The organism is Frankia casuarinae (assembly GCF_000013345.1).
GTDB lineage: Bacteria > Actinomycetota > Actinomycetes > Frankiales > Frankiaceae > Frankia > Frankia casuarinae.
Window position 1 is genome coordinate 1,164,676 of record NC_007777.1, and the last position, 19,570, is coordinate 1,184,245.

A 19,570-nucleotide genomic window follows, 5' to 3' on the forward strand; every position below is an offset into this window, starting at 1 on the left:
TTGCGGGCTGTCGAAGATAGCTGTGCAGAGCACAGAAGTGGCGGATCCCAGCGAGCGAGCGCAGACGGCCAGAGATCTTCTGTCTCAGTTTTGACCATGCGAATTATCCGGGCGGCCTCAAGAGGTCGGTGCATCGACAGCTATAGATGTTAGCATATCATCGAGGCAACTGGCGGTGGTTTGTTGTGATGGGCAGTTCGTGATCTGTGATCTACGGGGGTAGGTAGAGGCAGAGCTGGTGTCCGGCGGCGAGCGTGTCGATCAGTTCGCGGGGTGTGGGGCATCGGGGCGGTGTGCCAGGACGGACCGGGTGCGGGCTGTCGCCGGCTGGGCTGGGTGCGGGCGGCTTGGCGGGGGTGTCGTGCCAGCACAGGCTGAACGCGCAGTTCACCAGGGTCCAGTGGCGGGCGATCGCGGTGGCGGAGCGGACCTGGAAGTCGGCCCAGCCCAGTTCGTGTTTGACCTGCTTGTAGTCCGGTTCGACCCAGCCGCGGGCGGCCCGCGGTGAGACGAGCCGCCCTACGACGAGTCCTCGGCCCCCGCGCCGTTTACTCTTGGAGTTCGGCGGCTCTGCGCAGGAGTTGCTGGGGGGTGCGTCTTTTTGAGAGGTTGGTGATTCCGGGTCATTCCGGTCGTGCAGGGTGGAGTCCGAGGTCGGGGATGCTGGCGGGGTCGTAGCGGGCGAGGTGGTGCTCGGTGAGGTAGCGCTGCTTGTAGTAGGTCAGGTAGGTGTTGAGGTCGCCGTTGATGACGACGGCGCGGAGCTTGAGGATGTCCTCGGCGCCGTCGGGGGACCAGCGGGCGCCGGTCAGGCCGAACCGGTCTTCGATGATGTGGCGGCAGGCGCCCTCGATGAGGCCGGTGGCGATCGGCCAGCCGTTGGCGAGGGCTTGGTCGTAGCGCATGTGCTGGTGGTTGTCGGTCAGGTAGGTCACGGCCCGGTCGACGTCGGCGAGGTCCTGGTCGCGGGTGCGCGGGTTGTTCCGCCGCTTCGCGGCGAGCGAGGCGAGGGTGGCGGCGACCGGCTTGGCGCGGCCGTGCAGGAGGCGCAGTAGTTGCCCGTCGCCCCAGTCGCTGACCTCGGTGGGGGTCTTCCCGCGGTTGAGCTGGACGGGCGGCCTTGCGGACGTATTCGGCGGCGTGGATGTAGTCGATGATGACCGGGACGGTCAGGCCGCGGGTGCGCGCGTGCTCGCCGATGGCGGTGATCTGCTGCCTGTTGCCGTCGACGAGGAAGATCCGCTGGTGCAGGTGCAGGGGGTCGCGCCAGTCGGCCTCGTCGAACGCCCGGCCGATCACGGCGGGGATGTCGTCGGTGATCGACGCGGAGACCCACGTGTCGCGCGCGGTGGGTCCGGGGCGTTCAGCGCGGCGGGCGGGTGGGGCGGCGATGTCCTCGGGTTGGCGGACGGCGGGAGTGAAGGTCGTGACGGCGACGATCTCGGCCATCTTCTTGATCCCGGGATGGGTGGCGTCGCTCCTGGCGGTGGTGCGGTGCTCGGGGCGCAGCGCGATGCCCTTGCCGTCGGCCTGCGTCATCAGCACGTCGCCGGCGGCGAGGTCGCCCGCGGTGGCGGCACGCAGGTCGTAGAAGTCGCTGACCCAGCGGGCCAGGTCGTGGGCGAGCTGGGCGAGTTGGGCGCGCCCGATGGTGACCCCGGTCCTCGCGGTGATGACCTGCTGGGCCTGCCCGTAGCCGCTGGTCCCGAGGTGGAAGGCCGCCAGGGCGCGGATCCCCAGCGAGTAGGCGTCGTCGGCGAGCGCCCAGCGGGCGTCGGCCGGGTAGAGGTTCGCCTCGCGCCGGTTGCGGTAGGCGAGCCGGGACGCCCGGACCGGGCCGAAGACGCTGATCACGCCCCGGTCGTGGCTCTTCTCGACGCCGCCGTGGCGGATCCCGGCCGCGGACACCAGGTGGCTGACGCGCTGTTCGCGGGCGGCGTCGAGGGCGAACGTGGTCTCCAGCAGCGTGCGCAGCAGTTCGCGGCCGTCCGTCTCGAGCGTCTTCTCCCGGTCGCCGTGATCCAGGGCGGCGGCGCCGTCGACCGCCCAGCCGATCAGCGAGGAGCACCGCTCGATCGGACCCGCGAGCAGAGCGGCGGTCTCGGGGTCCAGCGGGACCCTGCCGCCGTCCTCACCGACGCGCTCCACCGTCACCGCAACCGCCACCGCAGGGCCTCCGTGACCTGTCTGGGACAAGGGCACCAACGTCGCCCATGATCCCGCGAACTGGACGGCAGTCGACGATCCCGGCGACGAAGTCCCTCCCCGCCGGTGCTTCCCTCGGTCGGTCAACCAGCCGCTGACCAGCGACGATCACACCTGGTAGTGCCTGAAACATCCGTAAAGGTCCGGACTCGCCGATGGCAGGATGTCTTGACTCCAATCAGACACAAATGACGCTTTCAGAAAAGACGCACCCGTTGCTGGGCGACGTCCCGATGCTCCGCGCCACTGTCCTCGGCGATGACCGCGACCGCCAAGGCCGCGAAGCGCAGCATGCCGACCCGGGGTCCGGGCGGATCCGGTATCTGTCGGACACACACCGCTGATCAACTTACGCTATAGGGCTTTTTCGGGCAGGCTTGCAGCTCTGCCGAAGACGGTCTCCAGCGCGGTCTCCAGCGCGGTCTCCAGCGCGGTCAGCGCCTCCTTTTCCCGGACAGCTATTAATTTCTCCGGGTTAGCTACCCCTGTGAGATTTCCGGCGATATCGTCGTCCTTGAATCTGAGGCGAGAGCTGTAAAATTCCTGGATCCATCGGGCCGCTGGGCCGAGCGCATCCTCTTCGAGACGCACCGGGCTGCGGTGGCAACCTCCAGGACGGCGGATCAAGCCGGCTTCCTGAAGCACCTTGAGGTGCCTGGAGACCGCCTGGAGACTTATCTCATACGGCTCGGCAAGCTCACCTACTGTGGCGTCATTTTTGACAAGTCGCTCGACCATGTTGCGACGGGTCGCGTCTGCAAGGGCCGCGAAAATTCTAGAAAATTCATCCATCTATCGCTCATCCTATCGCTTATCCAATTAATAATATTATCCGAATTTCTCAATCAAGATAAATTATCGATGAAGTCCCGGCCCGCGATAATACATAATTCGGATTATTCGGGCGGTCTCAAGGAGTCGATGCGTCAGCATCTATATGTTAGTGGCAGATCATTGAGGGCGGAATCAAGTGGTCATGGCGACGTATAAGAGCGTGTCTCGTGTGGGTGCGCGGGGTGCATCTCTGATCATGGACGTAATGGAGAACAGCCTCGCGGTGCGACTGGTCCCGGACGATCTGTGGGAGCTGGTGGAAGCATTGCTGCCCTCGGTTCGAGACGCGTCGGCAGGGCGGTGGGACCGCACCGATCGGTTGGGACCGCCCCGCTCTGAACGCGTTCGATCTCACGTTCGACGGCCACCGGGCCCCGGCACGCCGTCACCTCACCTCATTTTCGGGGTCAGCGCCCACGGGCTTTGATGCCTCGATGGCCTCGATGACCCGCGGGCGCAATTCGGCGGGGGGGATGACGGCGTCGACGGAGCCGACCTCGACCGCGCGTTGGATAGTGTGCCGGCGGTCGAACTCCGTGGCTATCTCGCGATGCTTCTCCGCGTGGACCGAGACGCGGAGCTCGTCGAGCTCCGCGGTTAGCGCGGTGTGGTCGGCGCCGGTGGCAGCCGCGACGCGGGCCTCCAGGCCGCGCACCCGCGGGTCGGCCGCGGTGCGGGCGTCGACTTCGCGGGCGAATACCACCGCGGCGGCGGGAGCGCCGCCGAGAACCGAGGCGAACGAGCCCTCCAGCGCCAGCACGGTCATGTTCGGGTTCAGCGCCTTCGAGAACACCACGAACGCGCCACCGTGGTACCGCGAGATCACGCAGAATACAATGGGCCCGCGGAAGTTCACGATCGCGCGGCCGATCTCGGCGCCGTACTCCAGCTGCAGCTTGCGCATCGACTCCGGCGAGCCGTCGAAGCCCGACAGGTTCGCCAGCACCACCAGCGGCCGGTTCCCGCTTGCCGCGTTGATCGCCCGTGCGACCTTCTTCGAGGACTGCGGGAACAGCGTGCCCGGAGTATAGATTTCCGGGCCGTCGGTGGGCGGGAAACCGTGCCGCGGCACAGCGCGCGACTCGATGCCGATCAGGCATACCGGTATGCCGCCGAGGTGTACGTCCCACACCACCGCGGTCTCCGCGCTCTCCATGTGCTTCCAGCGTTCCAGCACCGGGTGGTCCTGGTCGGACAGCGCCTCCATCACAGGGCGGATGCCGAAGGGCTTCTTGCGGTCCGGGTTGGCCTCGGCGGAGAAGATCTCACCGACGGAGGTGAAGTCGCTGCCAGCCACCGAGTGAGGGTAGTCGGAGATGTCGCGGTCGACGGGGTCGTTCGTCTCCGCTCGCCGCGGACCATCCTCGCCGGGGGCGACATATGTGTGATTGTAGTATGCCATCAGCATGTCCACGGCGGCGGTCAGGTTCGGCGCCCAATACTGCCCCTGCCCGTTCGGGCCCATCACTCGGTCGTAGCCGCCAATGCCGAAGTTGTCCTCGGCCGACACGCCGCCGGAGACATCCACTGCCTGCTTGCCGGTGAGCACCATCGTCGAGTCCGGGATCATCACCAGGATGCCCTTGGTGTGCATGAGCATCGTCGCCTCGGCGTTCCAGTACGGCTGCGCACCGACGGTGATGCCCGTGACCACGATGTTGATCTCGCCGCCGGCCTGGGTGAACTCGACGATCTGCTTGAGTGCCGCGCCCACCCAGTCCATGTTTTCCGTGCCCGATTCCATGGAGATCCGGGCACCGGAGGACAGCGCGTACCATTCCAGCGGCAACCGCCTCCGCTCGGCCAGGTTCAGTGCGGCGATCACGCGGCGGCACTCCGGCTCTGACAGTGCGCCGAGCGACTTCGTCGGGTCGCTGAGCAGTACGACCCTGGTGACACCCTGCGGGTGCAGCCTGGTCGGGGTGGTGGCCACACCCACGACGATCGCCGCGGTGTTGTGCCCCTTCGGCCGGTCGACCGGCACCAGCGCGCAGTTGTCGTCGAGGTCGTACTCGACGAAGTCGCCGAGCAGGTCGGTCAGTTCATACGGGTGCATCATCTTGCGGTTGCTCGCGCGTAGCACCTTGAGCCGGTAATCGTCGATCGGCTCGACCGGCTCGACCGAAGGCTCGCCAACGGTCAGCTCGGCGCCCGTGGTCTTGAAGGAGACACACACGGCGATCTCAGACAGCTCGCCGGTCTGCGGGCTGCGCTGCTGGGCGATGAACAGGATCTCCTCCAGCTCGGCGTCCGCGGTCATCAGCAGCACACGCTCAGCGATCATCTCCAGCTCGGTGCGGGTGATGTCGCTCGGCGGCCAGACGTAGACCACGATCCGGTTGGTGTTGAAACGCTTGTCCGACGGTCGCCGCGACCGAGCGCGGCGGATCGAGTCGACGCAGGCGGCCACGGCGTCCTCGGCCGCTGGCAACGCGACCAGCTGGCCATCATGATCGTGCTCCCTAAACAGGTCGCGTACCTGGATGAACGCGACAAAGCGGTTATCCGACGGATTCTCCCGCGCCACGCACTGGTAGAGGTAGACATCCTCGTCTGACGACGGCAACCGGGTGAGGTCGAATTTGCTCAGCCGTTCCAGCTGCATCCGCTGCGCGATGCACGGGTGCAGGCCGCGGATCAGCCGTTCCTCGGCCATCCCGGCGTCCGACGGCCGGAACGTGAAGTGGTGGGTCATCGTGCGGCTGCCTCCGGGGTGATGGTGATGGTGAGCCGACGCACCTGGGGCGGCAGCGGGTGCGCGCTGGCGGCCTCGCCCAGCGCGGCCGCCATCACGTCGGAGTCCGCCGGCTGGTTCTCCCAGGACAGGTAGATGTCAGCATCGACGGAGCGCTCGCCGCCTGCCAGCTCCGCAAGCCCACCCAGCGCCGCGTCCAGCGCGTCGAAGCCAACTGCGCAGGAGACGAGCCTGGAGCCCGCGCGCTCGGCCACCCAGAACCGGTAGCCGGCGTACTCGGTGGCGCGGATGTGGGTGAGGTCCTTGTTGCCGTAGTACCGGCGGGTCAGCACTTCCAGTATGACCGTGTTATCCCGGTCGCCGCGCAGCAGCCGCTGGCCCAGCAGCGGCACCAGCGGCTCGGTGCTGCGCACCATCTCGGCGATGCGCTCGGTGCGATCCGGCGCGTCCGGGTAGGCGTCCAGGTGGAGCAGGTGCTCGAAGATACGGATGCGCTCCTGGGCACGGCGCAGCAACTGCTGATGCTGGAACCAGGCGAACATCACGTCGAGCGCGAGGTCGGCAACCACGGGGAAGTGGCCCTTCGTGGCGGCCACCAGCCGCTCCAGCGCCAGACGCACCGGTTTGTGCACGGACTTGTCCGGCGGCGGCTCCCACCGCCACGATTCCAGCAGCGCCGCAACTACCTTGGCGGCCACCTTGGCGGTGGCGGGCTGCCGGGCGAGGAAGATCCGGAACACCGCGGCCTCGAGCTCGGGGGAGCGTTTCAGGTCGGTGACGTCGTAATGCCCGAGCGCCTTGGCCAGTTTGGCCTGGAACGCCTCCGGTAGCCCGGCCCGCTCGACGTCGAGGCTGCGCAGGTAGGTGTGGAAGTGCTCGTGAGGGTTGCGCAGGTGGCCCTCATCGCCGACGTCCATGCGGGCAGGCCGGTTCCGGCTCAGCTCGGCCAGGTCGGCGAATATTTCGATGATCTCTAGCTCCTTGGCCAGCGGCTGGTGGCCCTCCTCGGTGGCCGCCCGACGCGCGGCGAGGTAGTCGTGGAGCACCTGGCGCTCATCGTGCAGGTCGAAGCCCAGCAGCAAAGCGCGCAGATCCTCCAGGCCGCGCGCGGTGCGCTCACGCGCCGGGACCTCCTCGGGCGCGGTCGGCAGGTCCAGCCCGGCCGCCGCGGCGGCCGGGCTGTCCTCGACCTCGGCGCCGGCGATCGGCTCCAGCCGCAGCAGCGGCGCACCCGCCTCTACCTGGCTGCCCACGGAGACGAAGTATTCCCTCACCCGCGCCTTGAACGGCGCCTGCAGCACCGTCTCCATTTTCATGCTCTCCAGCACCAGGATTTGTGCGCCCGCCTCGATCTCGGCGCCAACCTCCAGCGGCGTGGCGATAACCATGGCAGGCATGGGCGAGCGGACGACGTCGCCCTCGTCGCGGCTGACCCGGTGGGTGACGCCGTCCACCTCGATCAGGTGGACGGGCCCGTGGATGTCGGCGAGTAGCCGGTACCGGGCACCGTTGACGACGATCTGCCCGGTGTGCCGATCGAAGCGGTCAATCTTGACGTCAGCGGTGCGGACCTCGGCGCCCGCTTCGAGGCTGACGTGGAACCGGCACGGGCCCCGCCGCGCCACGCGCGCCCGGTAGCCGACGTCGCGCAACTTGAGGTCCAGCGGCCGAGCGCTGTCGTGCTGCACCTGCGGGCGTCCGCCGAACGCCGTCAACAGCAGCCGCTGCCGCTCGACGTGCTCCTTCTCCTCGTACGCGTCGATGGCCGCTGCCACCAGGGCCACGGCGGAGTGCCGGTGCGAGACAAGCCCGTCCCCGACGCGGTCGATCCAGCCGGTGTCCGCGCTGGCGTCGATCAGCTCGGGCCGGTTGAGCAGGTCCAGCAGGAAGCTCTTGTTCGTGACACCACCCTTGATGATCACTTTGGTCTCCTGAATCGCCCGGCGCAGCCGGCCCAGCGCCCCGTCGCGATCGCGGCCGTAGGCGATGATCTTCACGATCATCGAGTCGAAGTCGGCCGGGATGGTGTCGCCCTCGCTGAAGCCAGTGTCGACGCGGATGCCGGGTCCGGCTGGCAGCTCCAGCCGCGTGATGTGGCCCGGGCACGGCATGAAGTCGCGGTCGGGGTCCTCCGCGTTGAGCCGGGCCTCGACGGCGTGTCCGCGCTCGACCGGCCGCACGCCCTGCAGCCGGCCGGCCGAGGCCACGTGTAGTTGGGCCTTGACCAGGTCGAACCCGGTTGTGGCCTCGGTGATCGGGTGCTCGACCTGCAGGCGGGTGTTGACCTCGAGAAACGTGACCTGCTTGTCGCCGGGATGGTAGAGGAACTCGACGGTCGCCGCGCCCCGGTAGCCGACCGCGACGATCAGCCGCTCGGCCGCGGCCTTGAGGTTGGCCGCCTGCTCCGGGCTGAGCACCGGCGAGGCCGACTCCTCGATTACCTTCTGGTTGCGCCGCTGCACCGAGCAGTCACGGACGCCGAGCGCCCACGCGGTGCCCTGGCCGTCGGCAATCACCTGGACCTCGACGTGCCGGGCCCCAGTAATTAGGCGCTCCAGGAACATGACATCGATGCCGAACGCCCGCGCGGCCTCTTGCCTGGTGCGCTCGAAGGCGTTGACAAGCTCGGACTCGTCCCTGATCACACGGATGCCCCGACCGCCGCCGCCCGCGGCCGCCTTGAGCATAAGCGGATAACCGATCTTGGCAGCCGCTGCCAGGGCGGCGTCCAGGCTCTCGACCGGACCGCGGCTCCACGGCGCGACCGGCACGCCGACCTCCTCGGCGATCCGCTTCGCGCCGATCTTGTCGCCGAGCTTACGCATGGCCTCGGAACTAGGCCCGATGAAGGTGACCCCGAGCCTCTCGCAAAGCTCTTCGAACGCCGGGTCCTCCGCGACGAAGCCCCAGCCGACCCACGCGGCGTCGGCCCCAGTCTCCACCAGCGCGCGCTCTAGGACCCTCAGATCGAGATAGGGACGCGCGGCGGCCGGGCCAAGACAGTAGGCCCTGTCGGCCTCGCGCACGAACGTCGCGGTGCGGTCGACGTCGGTGTACAGGGCGACGGTCTCGATCGCTGTCGCGGTCTCGGCGACTATCTCCCGAACGGCTCGGATGAGGCGCATCGCGGCCTCACCACGGTTGACGATGGCGACGCAGCGGAACACGGCTGAGTCCTTCCTGCTCAAGACACATCATTCGGCTGGCGGGTGGCCGGTTCGTCCTCGCGACTGGTGACTGACCGGAATGTGGGGATGGCGCCCGGCCGGTCGCGATGACCGCGCCGGGATCGGCGACTGCTTGATATCGGGCCTACGCCCAGCGCAAGGCGACTCCACCCCACGTCGCGCCGCCGCCGAAAGCCACGATAAGGAGCAGGGAGTCCCGCTGGAGCCGACTGGCCCGTACAGCGTCATCCAGTGTGATCGGCACGGAAGCGGCACCGGTGTTGCCGTACTTGCCGACGGTGAGATGCAACATTCCCGAGGCGAGCCCCAGGTTCTCAGCCAGGTCGGCCAGCATCACGCCGTTCGCCTGATGAGACACGATGAGATCAACGTCGGGCAGCGTTATACCCACAGTCGTGCACAGTTCCGTCACGACTGCTGCCAACTTCTCGGTTGCCAGGCGACGAACCTCCCGGCCGTTCATCATGAAGTAGTGCTGATGTTTCTCGATGCTGAGATGGCTCGGAGGTATTCGACTGCCTCCGCCTGGGATCTGGATCAAGTCCTTGTTGCGCCCGTCCGAGTACAGGGTGCTCGCCAACAGGCCTTGTCCGTCAGGTACCTTGCCGAGGACGACCGCGCCAGCACCGTCTCCGAAAAGAGTCGAGGTGCGGTAGTCGGTGTAGTCAAGAATGCGCGAATAGGTGTCGGCGCCAATAACCAAGGCGGTGGAGTAATCCGGGTCCGCGGCAAGTAGGGAGTCGGCGCACTTCAGCGCGTAGATGAAGCCGGTGCAGACCGCTTGAATATCGAAGGCGAACGCTCGAGTGGCGCCGATGGATGCTTGAACGTGGCATGCGGTGGCGGGCATGGGCTGGTCGGGTGTGGATGTGGCAAGCACGATCAGATCGATGTCCCGGGCCTGCATGCCTGCCGCGGCGAGCGCCTGTCGTGCGGCGTGGGCAGCCAGATCCGAGGTGGCCTCGTGCGGTGCTGCCACACGGCGTTCGCGGATGCCGGTCTTCTCGAAGATCTTGCCACGGTCGAGACCGAGGCGATCTTCCATTTCTTCACTCGTCAAAATTTTTTCTGGGACGTATGACCCGGTTCCCAGAATGGCTGTGTTCACGATTAATCCTTTCAGGGGTCGAGGTTACAGCAGTTCGGCGATATACTCACTGAATTCTGCGATTGTGGGATGCTCCCGGATTGCGGCGAGCGAGATGGAGACCTTGAATATTTGCTGGATTCGTCCGCGGAATTCCACGGCGCGTAGGGAGTTCAGACCGAGTTCCGAAAAGGCGGCACTAGGGCTCAGTCGACGCGCTCGCAAGCTGAGGATCTCACGCAAGATTTCAATGATCATCTTTCTGATGATCTTGAGGCGTTCATCTCTGGTAGCCTGTGAAATCTCGGCGCTGATGTCGGCGTCCGTCCCAGTGTCCGGACGTTGCTCGGTCGGCTCTGTATGCGCTGACCGGGCCGAGTCGGTCGGGGGCGCCAGGTTCCTGAGTAGCTTGATCAGATAGGTGCGTCTGTCCCACGTCGTAGGCGGCACGTCCGCGATGGCTCCATCGCCGTGCCACCGCCGCCAATTCATGTCGAGCCCGGCGCAATGAAGCGCTGCGATGCTCGTTCGTAGGGCTGTGGCCTGATCGTGCCTGTTATCGGTAGTCGGTACAACCGTGGCCTCCGGCGCCCCGGCCGCCTGGAGGGTCAGAATAAGCGGGTGGATTGCCACCGGATGTGGAGAGATCTCCTGGAAAAGCTGGTGTCCGTCGTTGACGATGGCGGTCGTGGCATCCACCGCCCGAACCGGGCAGCGCATGTTCTCACCCCAGTAGGCAGCATCGAATGTGGGTGTCTGCCGCGGATCAGGCAGAACCGTGGTATAGAAACGGATCGTCGGCTGCCTAGGCCGTATATCGCTGAGCTCAGCGGTCAACGCGTCGGCGACTGGATGGATCAGGGGACAGTGCGAGGCGACATCGACATTGATCATATGCGCGGGAACGTCGCGGGATGTCCAGCTTTCGACCAGGCGTTCGACTTCGACTCGAGTACCGCCGATCACGGTGGACCGGGGTGCGGCGAAGAACGCGACAGCCACGTCGGGAAGATGGTCGATCTCTGCCTGGACCGTGGCCGCATCCAGTTCGACGACCGCCATCGCCGCAACGCGGGCTTCGGCGATGGGAACGCACAGCCGAGACCGACGGCAGATGACGCGGATGCCGTCTTCCACGGTCAACGCCTCCGCGATCACGGCGGCGGCGATTTCACCCATGGAGTGTCCTACTACGGCGGCGGGGTGGATGCCGTGGGATTGCAGGGTGCGCGCCAGAGCGACCTGTACCACGAAAATCAAGGGCTGTACCTGGTCGATTCGGGTCACCTCGTCACCGGCCCGCAGCACCTCCTCCGGCGAGAAACCCGACTCGGCGCGAATCAGGGGGTCGAGCGCCGCGATCGTGTCGGCAAACACGGGTTCGGTGGCGAACAGGTCTCGCCCCATACCGGGCCACTGCGAGCCGTGGCCGCTGAACACCCACACCGGTCCCGTTGCGTGCTCGGCGTGGACATAATCGTTGACCATGCCTTCAGGACGGGGGTGTGTCCCGTCGGCATATGCGCGTAGGCGGTTGACGAGATCGTCCCGGGAGCGAGCGACGACCGCCAGTCTCTCGGGGCCGTGCGAGCGGCGTACCGCGAGCGTGTGCGCGATATCTTTCAAGGGTGTCGTCGCGCCGGAGCGGATGAGCCAGTCGGCGAGCCTGATCGCGGAATGCTGCAGCGCAGTTTCTGATCCTTCCGACAGCAGGAACGTGAGAACGGAATCGTCGCTGCTGCTGGACGACCTCGGCGCGACCGGGGAGCTGGAATCCGGCGGTTCCTCCACGATGGCATGCGCGTTGGTCCCGCCCACACCGTAGGAGGACACGGCCGCGAGGCGCGGACCACCGGTGACTGGCCATGGTGTCGTTACGGTCGGAACGAACAACCTGGTGCCGGACGGGTTGATAGCGGGGTTCCACCGTCGGAAATGCAGGGACGCCGGGACCTCACCGTGGTACACCGCCAATATGGCTTTGAGTAGCCCCACCATGCCCGCGGCGGGTTCGGCGTGGCCGAAGTTCGTCTTAGCCGAACCCAATGCACACCGGCCTCGTCCCCGTCCGTAGACGGCGGCCAGCGAACGGAACTCGATCGGGTCGCCAACGATGGTTCCGGTGCCGTGCGCTTCGATCATTCCAATTTCTTCCGGGTCGACATCGGCAATACTCAGGGCGGTACGGAACACCTCTTCCTGAGCTTGCTCGGAAGGAACGGTGAACGGGGACGTCTTCCCGTCATGATTGACCGCCACCCCCCGTAGCACGGCGAGCACGCGGTCCTGGTCACGCATCGCGTCGTCGAGACGTTTAAGTACGAGGACCACGCAGCCCTCGGCCCGAACGTAGCCGTCCGCTCGTTCGTCAAAGCTGAAGCATCGCCCGGTGGGAGATAGCACTCCCAACTCGTTATAGGCCAGGAACGTTCGGGGGCTGAGTAGCAGGTTGACCGCGCCAGTGATCGCGAGGTCACACTCGTCCTGCCGAAGGCTGTTACATGCCAGGTACACGGTGGCCAACCCTGTCGAACACGACGTGTCCACGGTCATGCTGGGACCGCGCAAACCGAAGACGTGCGATATCCGACCGGATGCCGGTCCGGCCTGGTTACCGGGCACAAAGTAGGGGCCCCCGCCGCTCGGGAGCTGATGTGCGTGGAGCATATGGTCCAAGTTGGACATGCCGACGAACACAGCAGTGCTGCTCCCTACCAGGTCATCGGTTGGCAATCCAGCGTGCTCGAACCCCTCCTGCACGACCTCCAGCAACAGCCGATGTTGAGGATCGATCAACTCTGCCTCGGTCGGGTCGATACCGAAGGCCTCTGGATCGAAGGCGCCGACGTCCTCCGACAAAAACCCGCCACGCCACAGCACGTTCCGATCGGTCTCTGCCTGCGATGCTTCCCGCGACGCCTCACTCCATCGCTCTGATGGCACATCGGTGACCGCATCACGACCGTCGCGGAGGAAATCCCACAGCGACGCCGCGGAACCAACGCCGCCAGGAAGGCGGCACCCGATCCCAATCACCGCAACCGCGCTGGAGGTGTTTCCCCCAGCATCCCGCGTCCGTTCACCCGAACCCTTACTCGGATCCGCGCGGATGGTCTGATCCGCCTTCTTGACCGGAGCGTCGTTGGCGGAGTCGTCGGTTGTAGTGACCGTGATGTCACTGTTGGTCAGCTGTTCGACCAGGACGGGCCGGATCGGGTCCGCAAGATCCGGGGAGACCCGGGGCAGTCGATCGTCGCTCTTCCTCTGCTTCGACACGAGGACGCTCCTCAGCGACTCGGTTGAGATGATGAAGGAAGAGTACCCCAATCCGGTCGCTTATCAACCACTTGGTTAATATATATTCCACTTTGGTGTGGTTGTCGGCGGGGCGGACACGCCGGGCCTCGACCGGGCCCACGCAGGAGGAGGTGCCTGGTGTCCCGGTCCGGAGATCTGCGCTCTGATGAGATCTGTGATGAGGCCCCGTCAGATGATCCACAGCCGCCAGCGAAGTCGCGGCCCGTGACTACCCGTGAGGTTGTACGCCTCCAGACTCTCCATGAGGAGGCGGGGGTGAGGTGGAGGCGCTCCGCTCGCGCTCGCCAACATGTCGCTGCGGCTCACACGTACGTTCCTGGGGGCTCCTGCTGCTGTCCTTAACCCACGCGACGATCTGGGCCCGTGAGGTGAAACCGAGCTTGCCGAGAATGCGCTCGACGTGACCTTCCGCCGTGCGCTGGGCGATCACCAGGTAGCTCGCGATCTCCTTGTTGCTCAGACCGCGGGCGACGAGGTCCGCCACCTGACGCTCCCGAGGGGTCAGGGGCACCTCCGGCTCGCCGGCGGGAACGACGGGGTGGGCGACGGGAGTCCCGGTGCCCTGGGTAGCCGCGGCGACGGCCTCGTCCAGGTCGAGTTCCGCGCCCTGCGCTAGGGCGCGTTCGAGCTTCCGTTGATCCAGGACGCGTCGCAGGGACGCCTCGCATCGGTGGTGGAACGAGGCGAGCCCGAAGACGGCGATCGACGCCCCGGTCTCACGCCAGATCCGCCCGGCCGCGCCGAGCAGGACCGCGGACTCGTGGTGCCGACCGGCCGAGGCCATGACCCACGCCTGCTGCTCCAGCGCGACGGCGATGCCGACATGGTCGTGGAACGCGTATTTGAGGGAGATGGCCGCGGCATGGTGCTCCATCGCCTGCTCCAACTCGCCTAGCTGCCAGGCCGCCAGACCGAGGCCGCACAGAGCGAACGAGCGGAAGCAGCATTCGCCGAAGCGCTCGGTCAACGCCACGCATTCCGCGAAGACGGTCGCCGCCGCGTCCTGTTCCTCGCGGATTCCGTGGGCCAGCCCGAGATAGAGCAGTGATTGGGCGAGACCGAGCGGCTCGTCGAGGTCAGTGAACCGGCGGCGGGCGTCCTGACTGCGCTCCACCGCCGCCGACGTGTCCCCGCTGATGGCGGCGAGCCTGCCCTCGACGCAGGCGATGCGTGCGAGCACCCGCTGCTCGTGCAGCCTGGCGGCCAGATCGCGAGCCTCGGCCAGCAGCGACGCCGCCGCGGTGATGTCGCCCTGGAGGGACGCGGCGTGGGCGGCCGATTGCAGACCGATGGCCCGGATCCCGTCCGGCTCCGTGGCCTTGCTCAGCCCCCGATCAAACCAGAAGCGCGCCTCGCTGAGTAGCCCGATGGCGGCCCAGTATTGCCACAAGGCCACCATGATGGACAGAGCGGTCTCCGCCAGGCCCGGTGTGGTGAGGCAGAGGTCCAGCGCAACCCGTAGGTTCGCTTGCTCGTTCCGGATCCGCCGGATCCAGTCCAGTTGGGCCGGGCTGCACCACTGAGCGTCGGCGAGGGCCGCCATCCGGCGGTAGTAGGCGAGATGCCGACGGCGCACGTCCTGTTCCCGACCGGACTCGCGCAGGCGGTCCTGGCCGTACTGGTGAATGGTGTCCAGCATCCGGAACCGGACCATCCCCTCGTCGTCGTCACGGACCAGAATCGACTTGTCAACCAGCCCGCTCAGCACGTCCAGCACGACTGCCGGCGGGTACCTGGCGCCCTCCACCTGCTCAGCCGCCTCCAAGGTGAACCCGTCGGCGAACACCGACAGGCACGCCCACATCTGCTGCTCCTCGGGATTGCACAGGCCGAAGCTCCAGTCGATCAGCGCGCGCAGGGTCTGCTGGCGGCGGGGTCCGGCCCTGTTGCCTCGCGTCAACAGGGCGTAGCGGTTGTCGAGCCGATCGAGGATCTGCTCCAGGGACAGCGTCCGGAGCCGAGCAGCCGCCAGTTCGATCGCCAGCGGGATGCCATCCAGGCGATGGCACAGCGACGCGACGGTCCGCCAGTTGCCCTCGTCGAGGCTGAATTCCCCCAGTACCGCCGCCGCGCGCTCCGCCAGCAGGCTCACCGCCTCGTACTGGATGAGCCCGCCAGCCAACGCGGACTGGTCCGCGCCCGGGGCCGGCACCGGGGGTACTCTCAGCGGGGGCACCTTCAGCACCCGTTCCCCCGCCACCCCGAGCAGGTGGCGGCTGGTTGCGATGACCCGCAGGTCCGGGCCCGCGCGCAGCAGGGTGTTGACGAGCCGGGCACACGTGTCCACGAGGTGCTCGCAGTTGTCGAGCACGAGCAGGATCCTGCGCGGAGCAAGGTGCGCGGCGAGCGTCGCCGCGGTCCATCGCCCGGAGAGGAACTGCAGGTCCATCGCCTCGGCGACCGCGTCGACGACCAGTGACGGGTCGTCGAGGTCGGCCAACTCGGCGATCCAGACACCGTCGGGGAACGCGCGCTGCCGGTCCGCCGCGAGCCGAAGGGCGAGGCGGGTCTTCCCGACCCCCCCGGGCCCGGTCAGCGTGAGCAACCGGGCGCCGGCCAGCAACCGCAATGCCTCTGCCAGCTCCTGTCTGCGACCGACGAAGCTGGTTAGTTCCGCCGGCAGGTTCGACCTTCCACGTCCGGACACACACAACACCGTCCCGCTACCTGTGGGGGGACACAACTTGGTCGGATAAGTGGACAACTGGGACGGACAGGTGGACAACTGGGACAGACAGGTGGGCAGGCGAGCGGACAGGTAGTGAGACAGGTAGTTCTCCCGTCCCCGCACACCGGTCCGTCGCTCAGGCTGCACCCATGCCGAGGACGCAGACTGCACTGCCAGCAGCCTTGGGATGCCGGGGACCGGAGCCGACCGGCTGGAGCGGGTGTAGGCAGCCAGGGCAATGGCACATCCACAGGCCAATCAATTGTAATAGTCGGGTGTTGTACATCCGTGTTCCATGCAATGAGATGACGCCAGAGTTGGGGGAGACCCTGCGAAGCAGGGCAGTTAGGAAGATCGTTAACGTGGCGGCCGGATCTGGTTGCGGAGCTAGCCAACAAAGTCCCTTGGTATCGTCGACACCAGTCCTGTGCGCTTATGACGAAGTAAATTTATGCGAGACTAAGCACGCGAGACCAGATGCGAAAATCCAGCCGGTGGGCGAGGCCGACCGCGTTTCCCGGAAACTTCGACAAAGATCTGATTTGATGACCAACGAGAAAGCGCATTCACCGAAGGGCTTGCCGGTGATTCGGCAGACGACCTCCGAAACTGATGTCGTGGTAGTCGGTGCCGGCATCATAGGCCTGGCGAACGCCCTTCAGCTTGCCAAACGAGGCCTGCGAGTAACGCTGATCGACAACCTTCGCGACAAGAAACACAGCTACAAGGTTGGAGAGTCGTTCCTAGTCTTCACAAGTGCTTTTCTCCGCACTGTGGGCGAGCTGGATGAGTTCATCACCGAGGAATCATTCGCGAAACTCGGTGTATGGTTCTCCCACGGCACGGAGAACAGATCAGACTTCCACGACGCCACCGAGTGGGCCATCAACGCCGACCCGCATCCGCCGCATTATCTCTACGATCTTGCGCCCGACAAGAAGTGGTTCCGCTGCATGTTCCTCGACATGCAGATCGTCCGTCCCGAAGCGGAGGATTCGATGTGTGCGGCCGTCCGACGGCGTGCTGGAATCACTTTCGTCGACACCGCCCGAGTGAGCGACATACAGATCTCCCCGGGAGCGGACTGGCACCAGGTGGAATGGCTGGACGGCACAACCGGGCACAGCAACATCATCCGAACGCGCTGGGTCGTCGACTGTTCTGGACGCAACCGGTTGTTGGCCCGCGGCCGCGGACATGCCGCGGAGCGGCGGGAACTGACTGACGGATTTCAGACGACAGCGGTCTGGGGCCAGTTCGAGGGCGTGACCGACGGCCTGTTCGGTGACGAGTGGACGCATACCTTCCCTAACGGCCGCGATACGCAACGCGACCTGTACACCGTACATTTGTGGGGGGCCGGTTACTGGATCTGGGTCATCCGGCTCTCGAAGGAACGGATCAGCGTCGGCGCGACTTTCGACCAGCGGTCGGCGCCACCCGGCCGAACTCCGCAGGAGCAGTTCTGGAATCTCATCCGGCGGCACCCCGTCCTCGACAAGGTGATCGCACCGGAGTCACTCCTTGAGTTCCGGACCTACCGGAACGTCCAGCACTGGACCGACACGTTCGTCAGCCCGCAGCGCTATGCAATGGTAGGCGACGCGGGCAGCATCATCGACGCCTACTACAGCCAGGGAATCGCGCTGGCGTTGGTGACCAGTTGGCATCTCGCCAACATTGTCCAGGACGACGTCCGCTCCGGGAACCTGGACCGGGCGTATATCGAGCGGGTGAACCGAGCCACTCGCCAGGACTGGCACATGCTGCGCGCGATGGTCCGCGAAAAGTACACTGCCGCGATCGCGGATCCTCGCTTCTTCGTGTTGTCCCACGTGCTTGATATGATGGTGTTCTGGTCGGTGGGCAGCACCCGTTCAGCGCTCACCCGATGGCTCGTCGACACCGAGGGCGACACCACTCGGGAGACCCCGAAGAACCGCCGCGTCCGGCGGCGTCTGCAATCCACGCTATTCTACTCCCGGGCCCCGCTGTGGCGGTGGTTGCCGCCGGAAACCGTGCATTGGATACAGAGCCGGCTACAGGCCAACCTCGCGGCCCGCGCACGGTGGCGGCTGGATCACGGTGTCAAGCTACCAACGGTCCGTAGTGTCCAGAACGTCACCGCGCCGCTGCCTAAGCTGTGGTGGCTGGCGATCGGCGGGGACCGCGGACGAGATATTTCAGCTCATGACCTGGTGGAACCCGCGGAACTACGACCAGAGGGCACCGCGACCTGGTTGGACCGGTTGCCCGTGCCGGCCAACACCCGATTGCGATGGGTGATCCGGCTGCGGCCGTACGCCCTGCTCGCCGGATTCTCCGCTGCCTATCTGTGGGACGGGGCGGACACGGCGATCCGACGCCTGCGCCTGCTTGTACGCCGCCCCAGCGACAGCGCGACGGCCAGCGAACTCGCTAACCACGAGGCCTTGCTAAGGAAGAATGAATGAAAGCCGTTACCACTGGGCGACCGATCGCTTATCTACATTTGGACTCGCCGCACGCGGAGTACCCACAGATCGTTACCGCCCTGGCTGATTACGGTGTCACGGCAGTCGCGGTCCATCTCGACAACGTGCACACCGTCGACTGGACAGCGTTCGACGGCGTGAACCTACGAATGTGCCGCGGCTTCCACGAGCGGCCCGACTTTCTTGACAGGATCCGGAGACTGTATCTGGAGCTGGACGGGAAGATTCCAATTCTGAACTCGATGCGGGTGGCCGTCGGGACGCTCGACAAACGTCGGTACCTGTCAGAGCTCGAACAGGACGGCATCGCGGTGATCCCGACCCGGTGGGTTTCCCGGGGCGAGGACGTGACGATTGACACGCTCATGACCCAGACCGGATGGGACCATGTCGTCATCAAGCCAACCGTCTCGGCCGGCTCCTGGCGCACCTTCCGGGTCTCACGGAGCGGGCCGAGCACCTCAGCAACGCACTTCGTCCGGCACGGCCACGAAGCAACGTCGGCGACGGGCGTGGCACCACGCCGCGACACGGAACCCGAGACACTGCTCCGTGACTTGGTGTCCACCCATCACGTCTGTGTCCAGCCCTTTCTTTCATCGATCCTGGCTCACGGTGAACTCTCCTTCGTCTTCCTAGGCGGAAAGTTGAGCCACGCGGTCCGCAAAAGAGTCGCCCGGGACGGCGGCTGGTGGGCACACGAACGGTTCGGTGGCCGGAATGAAGTGATCCAGCCGACACCAGCCGAGCGTGAGTGGGCGTACTGTGTATATGAAGCACTAGAGAACCGATACGGACCGTTGATCTTCGGCCGGGTTGACGGCTTGCGGGACGAACACCGTGTGCTGCGGCTACTGGAATGTGAGCTCGTCATCCCCCGTCTGCTCCTGACCGAGGGCAACGCCTACGACACGTACGCAAAGACCATCGCGCGGGCGGTTGGCGGCTGACCCGATGACCTACCGAGAAACGCTCGCCGGCCCCGGGGAGTAACGGTTACGCACGCAGCGCATCGGATCTACCGGCGGTTTACCTCATCCTGCCACTCTCGCTCGTGCTCGGCGTCACCGTCGGTTTAGACGTCCGCCTGACCTTCCCAGG

At 66.0% G+C, this 19,570-nt stretch carries 9 protein-coding genes and 1 pseudogene; 3 read left to right on the forward strand and 7 right to left on the reverse strand.

The annotated features are described in order from the left end of the window. Positions 1-623: 623 nt before the first annotated feature. Entirely contained in the window at positions 624-935 is a 312-nt protein-coding gene (locus tag FRANCCI3_RS04940; RefSeq protein ID WP_063613394.1) for a hypothetical protein, read from the reverse strand. Positions 936-1,140: 205 nt separating this feature from the next. On the opposite strand from FRANCCI3_RS04940, the gene FRANCCI3_RS04945 reads away from it, so the two are divergent. After that, a complete protein-coding gene (locus FRANCCI3_RS04945) occupies positions 1,141-2,217 on the forward strand; it encodes a hypothetical protein (protein ID WP_139341523.1) in 1,077 nt (358 codons plus the stop codon). Positions 2,218-2,402: 185 nt separating this feature from the next. Here FRANCCI3_RS04945 and FRANCCI3_RS27800 read toward each other — a convergent pair whose 3' ends face one another. The 6 genes and pseudogenes from FRANCCI3_RS27800 to FRANCCI3_RS27265 form a co-directional block, all read right to left on the reverse strand. After that, positions 2,403-2,543: a hypothetical protein gene (locus tag FRANCCI3_RS27800; protein WP_157902460.1), complete on the reverse strand. Its 141-nt coding sequence runs from the start codon at positions 2,541-2,543 to the stop codon at positions 2,403-2,405. A gap of 16 nt (positions 2,544-2,559) precedes the next feature. After that, positions 2,560-2,997, reverse strand: a complete 438-nt coding sequence (locus FRANCCI3_RS24130; protein WP_011435438.1) for an ArsR/SmtB family transcription factor — start codon at positions 2,995-2,997, stop codon at positions 2,560-2,562. A gap of 427 nt (positions 2,998-3,424) precedes the next feature. Continuing rightward, a pseudogene (locus tag FRANCCI3_RS28965) lies at positions 3,425-8,901 on the reverse strand (carboxyl transferase domain-containing protein). A gap of 145 nt (positions 8,902-9,046) precedes the next feature. Continuing rightward, positions 9,047-10,030, reverse strand: coding sequence for a 3-oxoacyl-ACP synthase III family protein (locus FRANCCI3_RS04955; protein ID WP_023841298.1), 984 nt, complete (start codon positions 10,028-10,030; stop codon positions 9,047-9,049). A gap of 24 nt (positions 10,031-10,054) precedes the next feature. After that, complete coding sequence (locus FRANCCI3_RS04960) at positions 10,055-13,285, reverse strand: type I polyketide synthase (RefSeq protein WP_011435442.1); 3,231 nt, start codon at positions 13,283-13,285, stop codon at positions 10,055-10,057. Positions 13,286-13,535: 250 nt separating this feature from the next. Next, positions 13,536-15,974, reverse strand: coding sequence for an ATP-binding protein (locus FRANCCI3_RS27265; RefSeq protein ID WP_131728921.1), 2,439 nt, complete (start codon positions 15,972-15,974; stop codon positions 13,536-13,538). A 515-nt stretch (positions 15,975-16,489) separates the two neighbouring features. Between FRANCCI3_RS27265 and FRANCCI3_RS04970 the strand changes: the two genes are divergently transcribed. Both FRANCCI3_RS04970 and FRANCCI3_RS04975 read left to right on the forward strand, forming a co-directional pair. Further along, entirely contained in the window at positions 16,490-18,448 is a 1,959-nt protein-coding gene (locus FRANCCI3_RS04970; protein WP_201783444.1) for an NAD(P)/FAD-dependent oxidoreductase, read from the forward strand. Beyond that, entirely contained in the window at positions 18,445-19,419 is a 975-nt protein-coding gene (locus tag FRANCCI3_RS04975) for an ATP-grasp domain-containing protein (protein WP_011435445.1), read from the forward strand. The genes FRANCCI3_RS04970 and FRANCCI3_RS04975 overlap by 4 nt, the downstream gene beginning before the upstream one ends. Positions 19,420-19,570 lie beyond the last annotated feature (151 nt).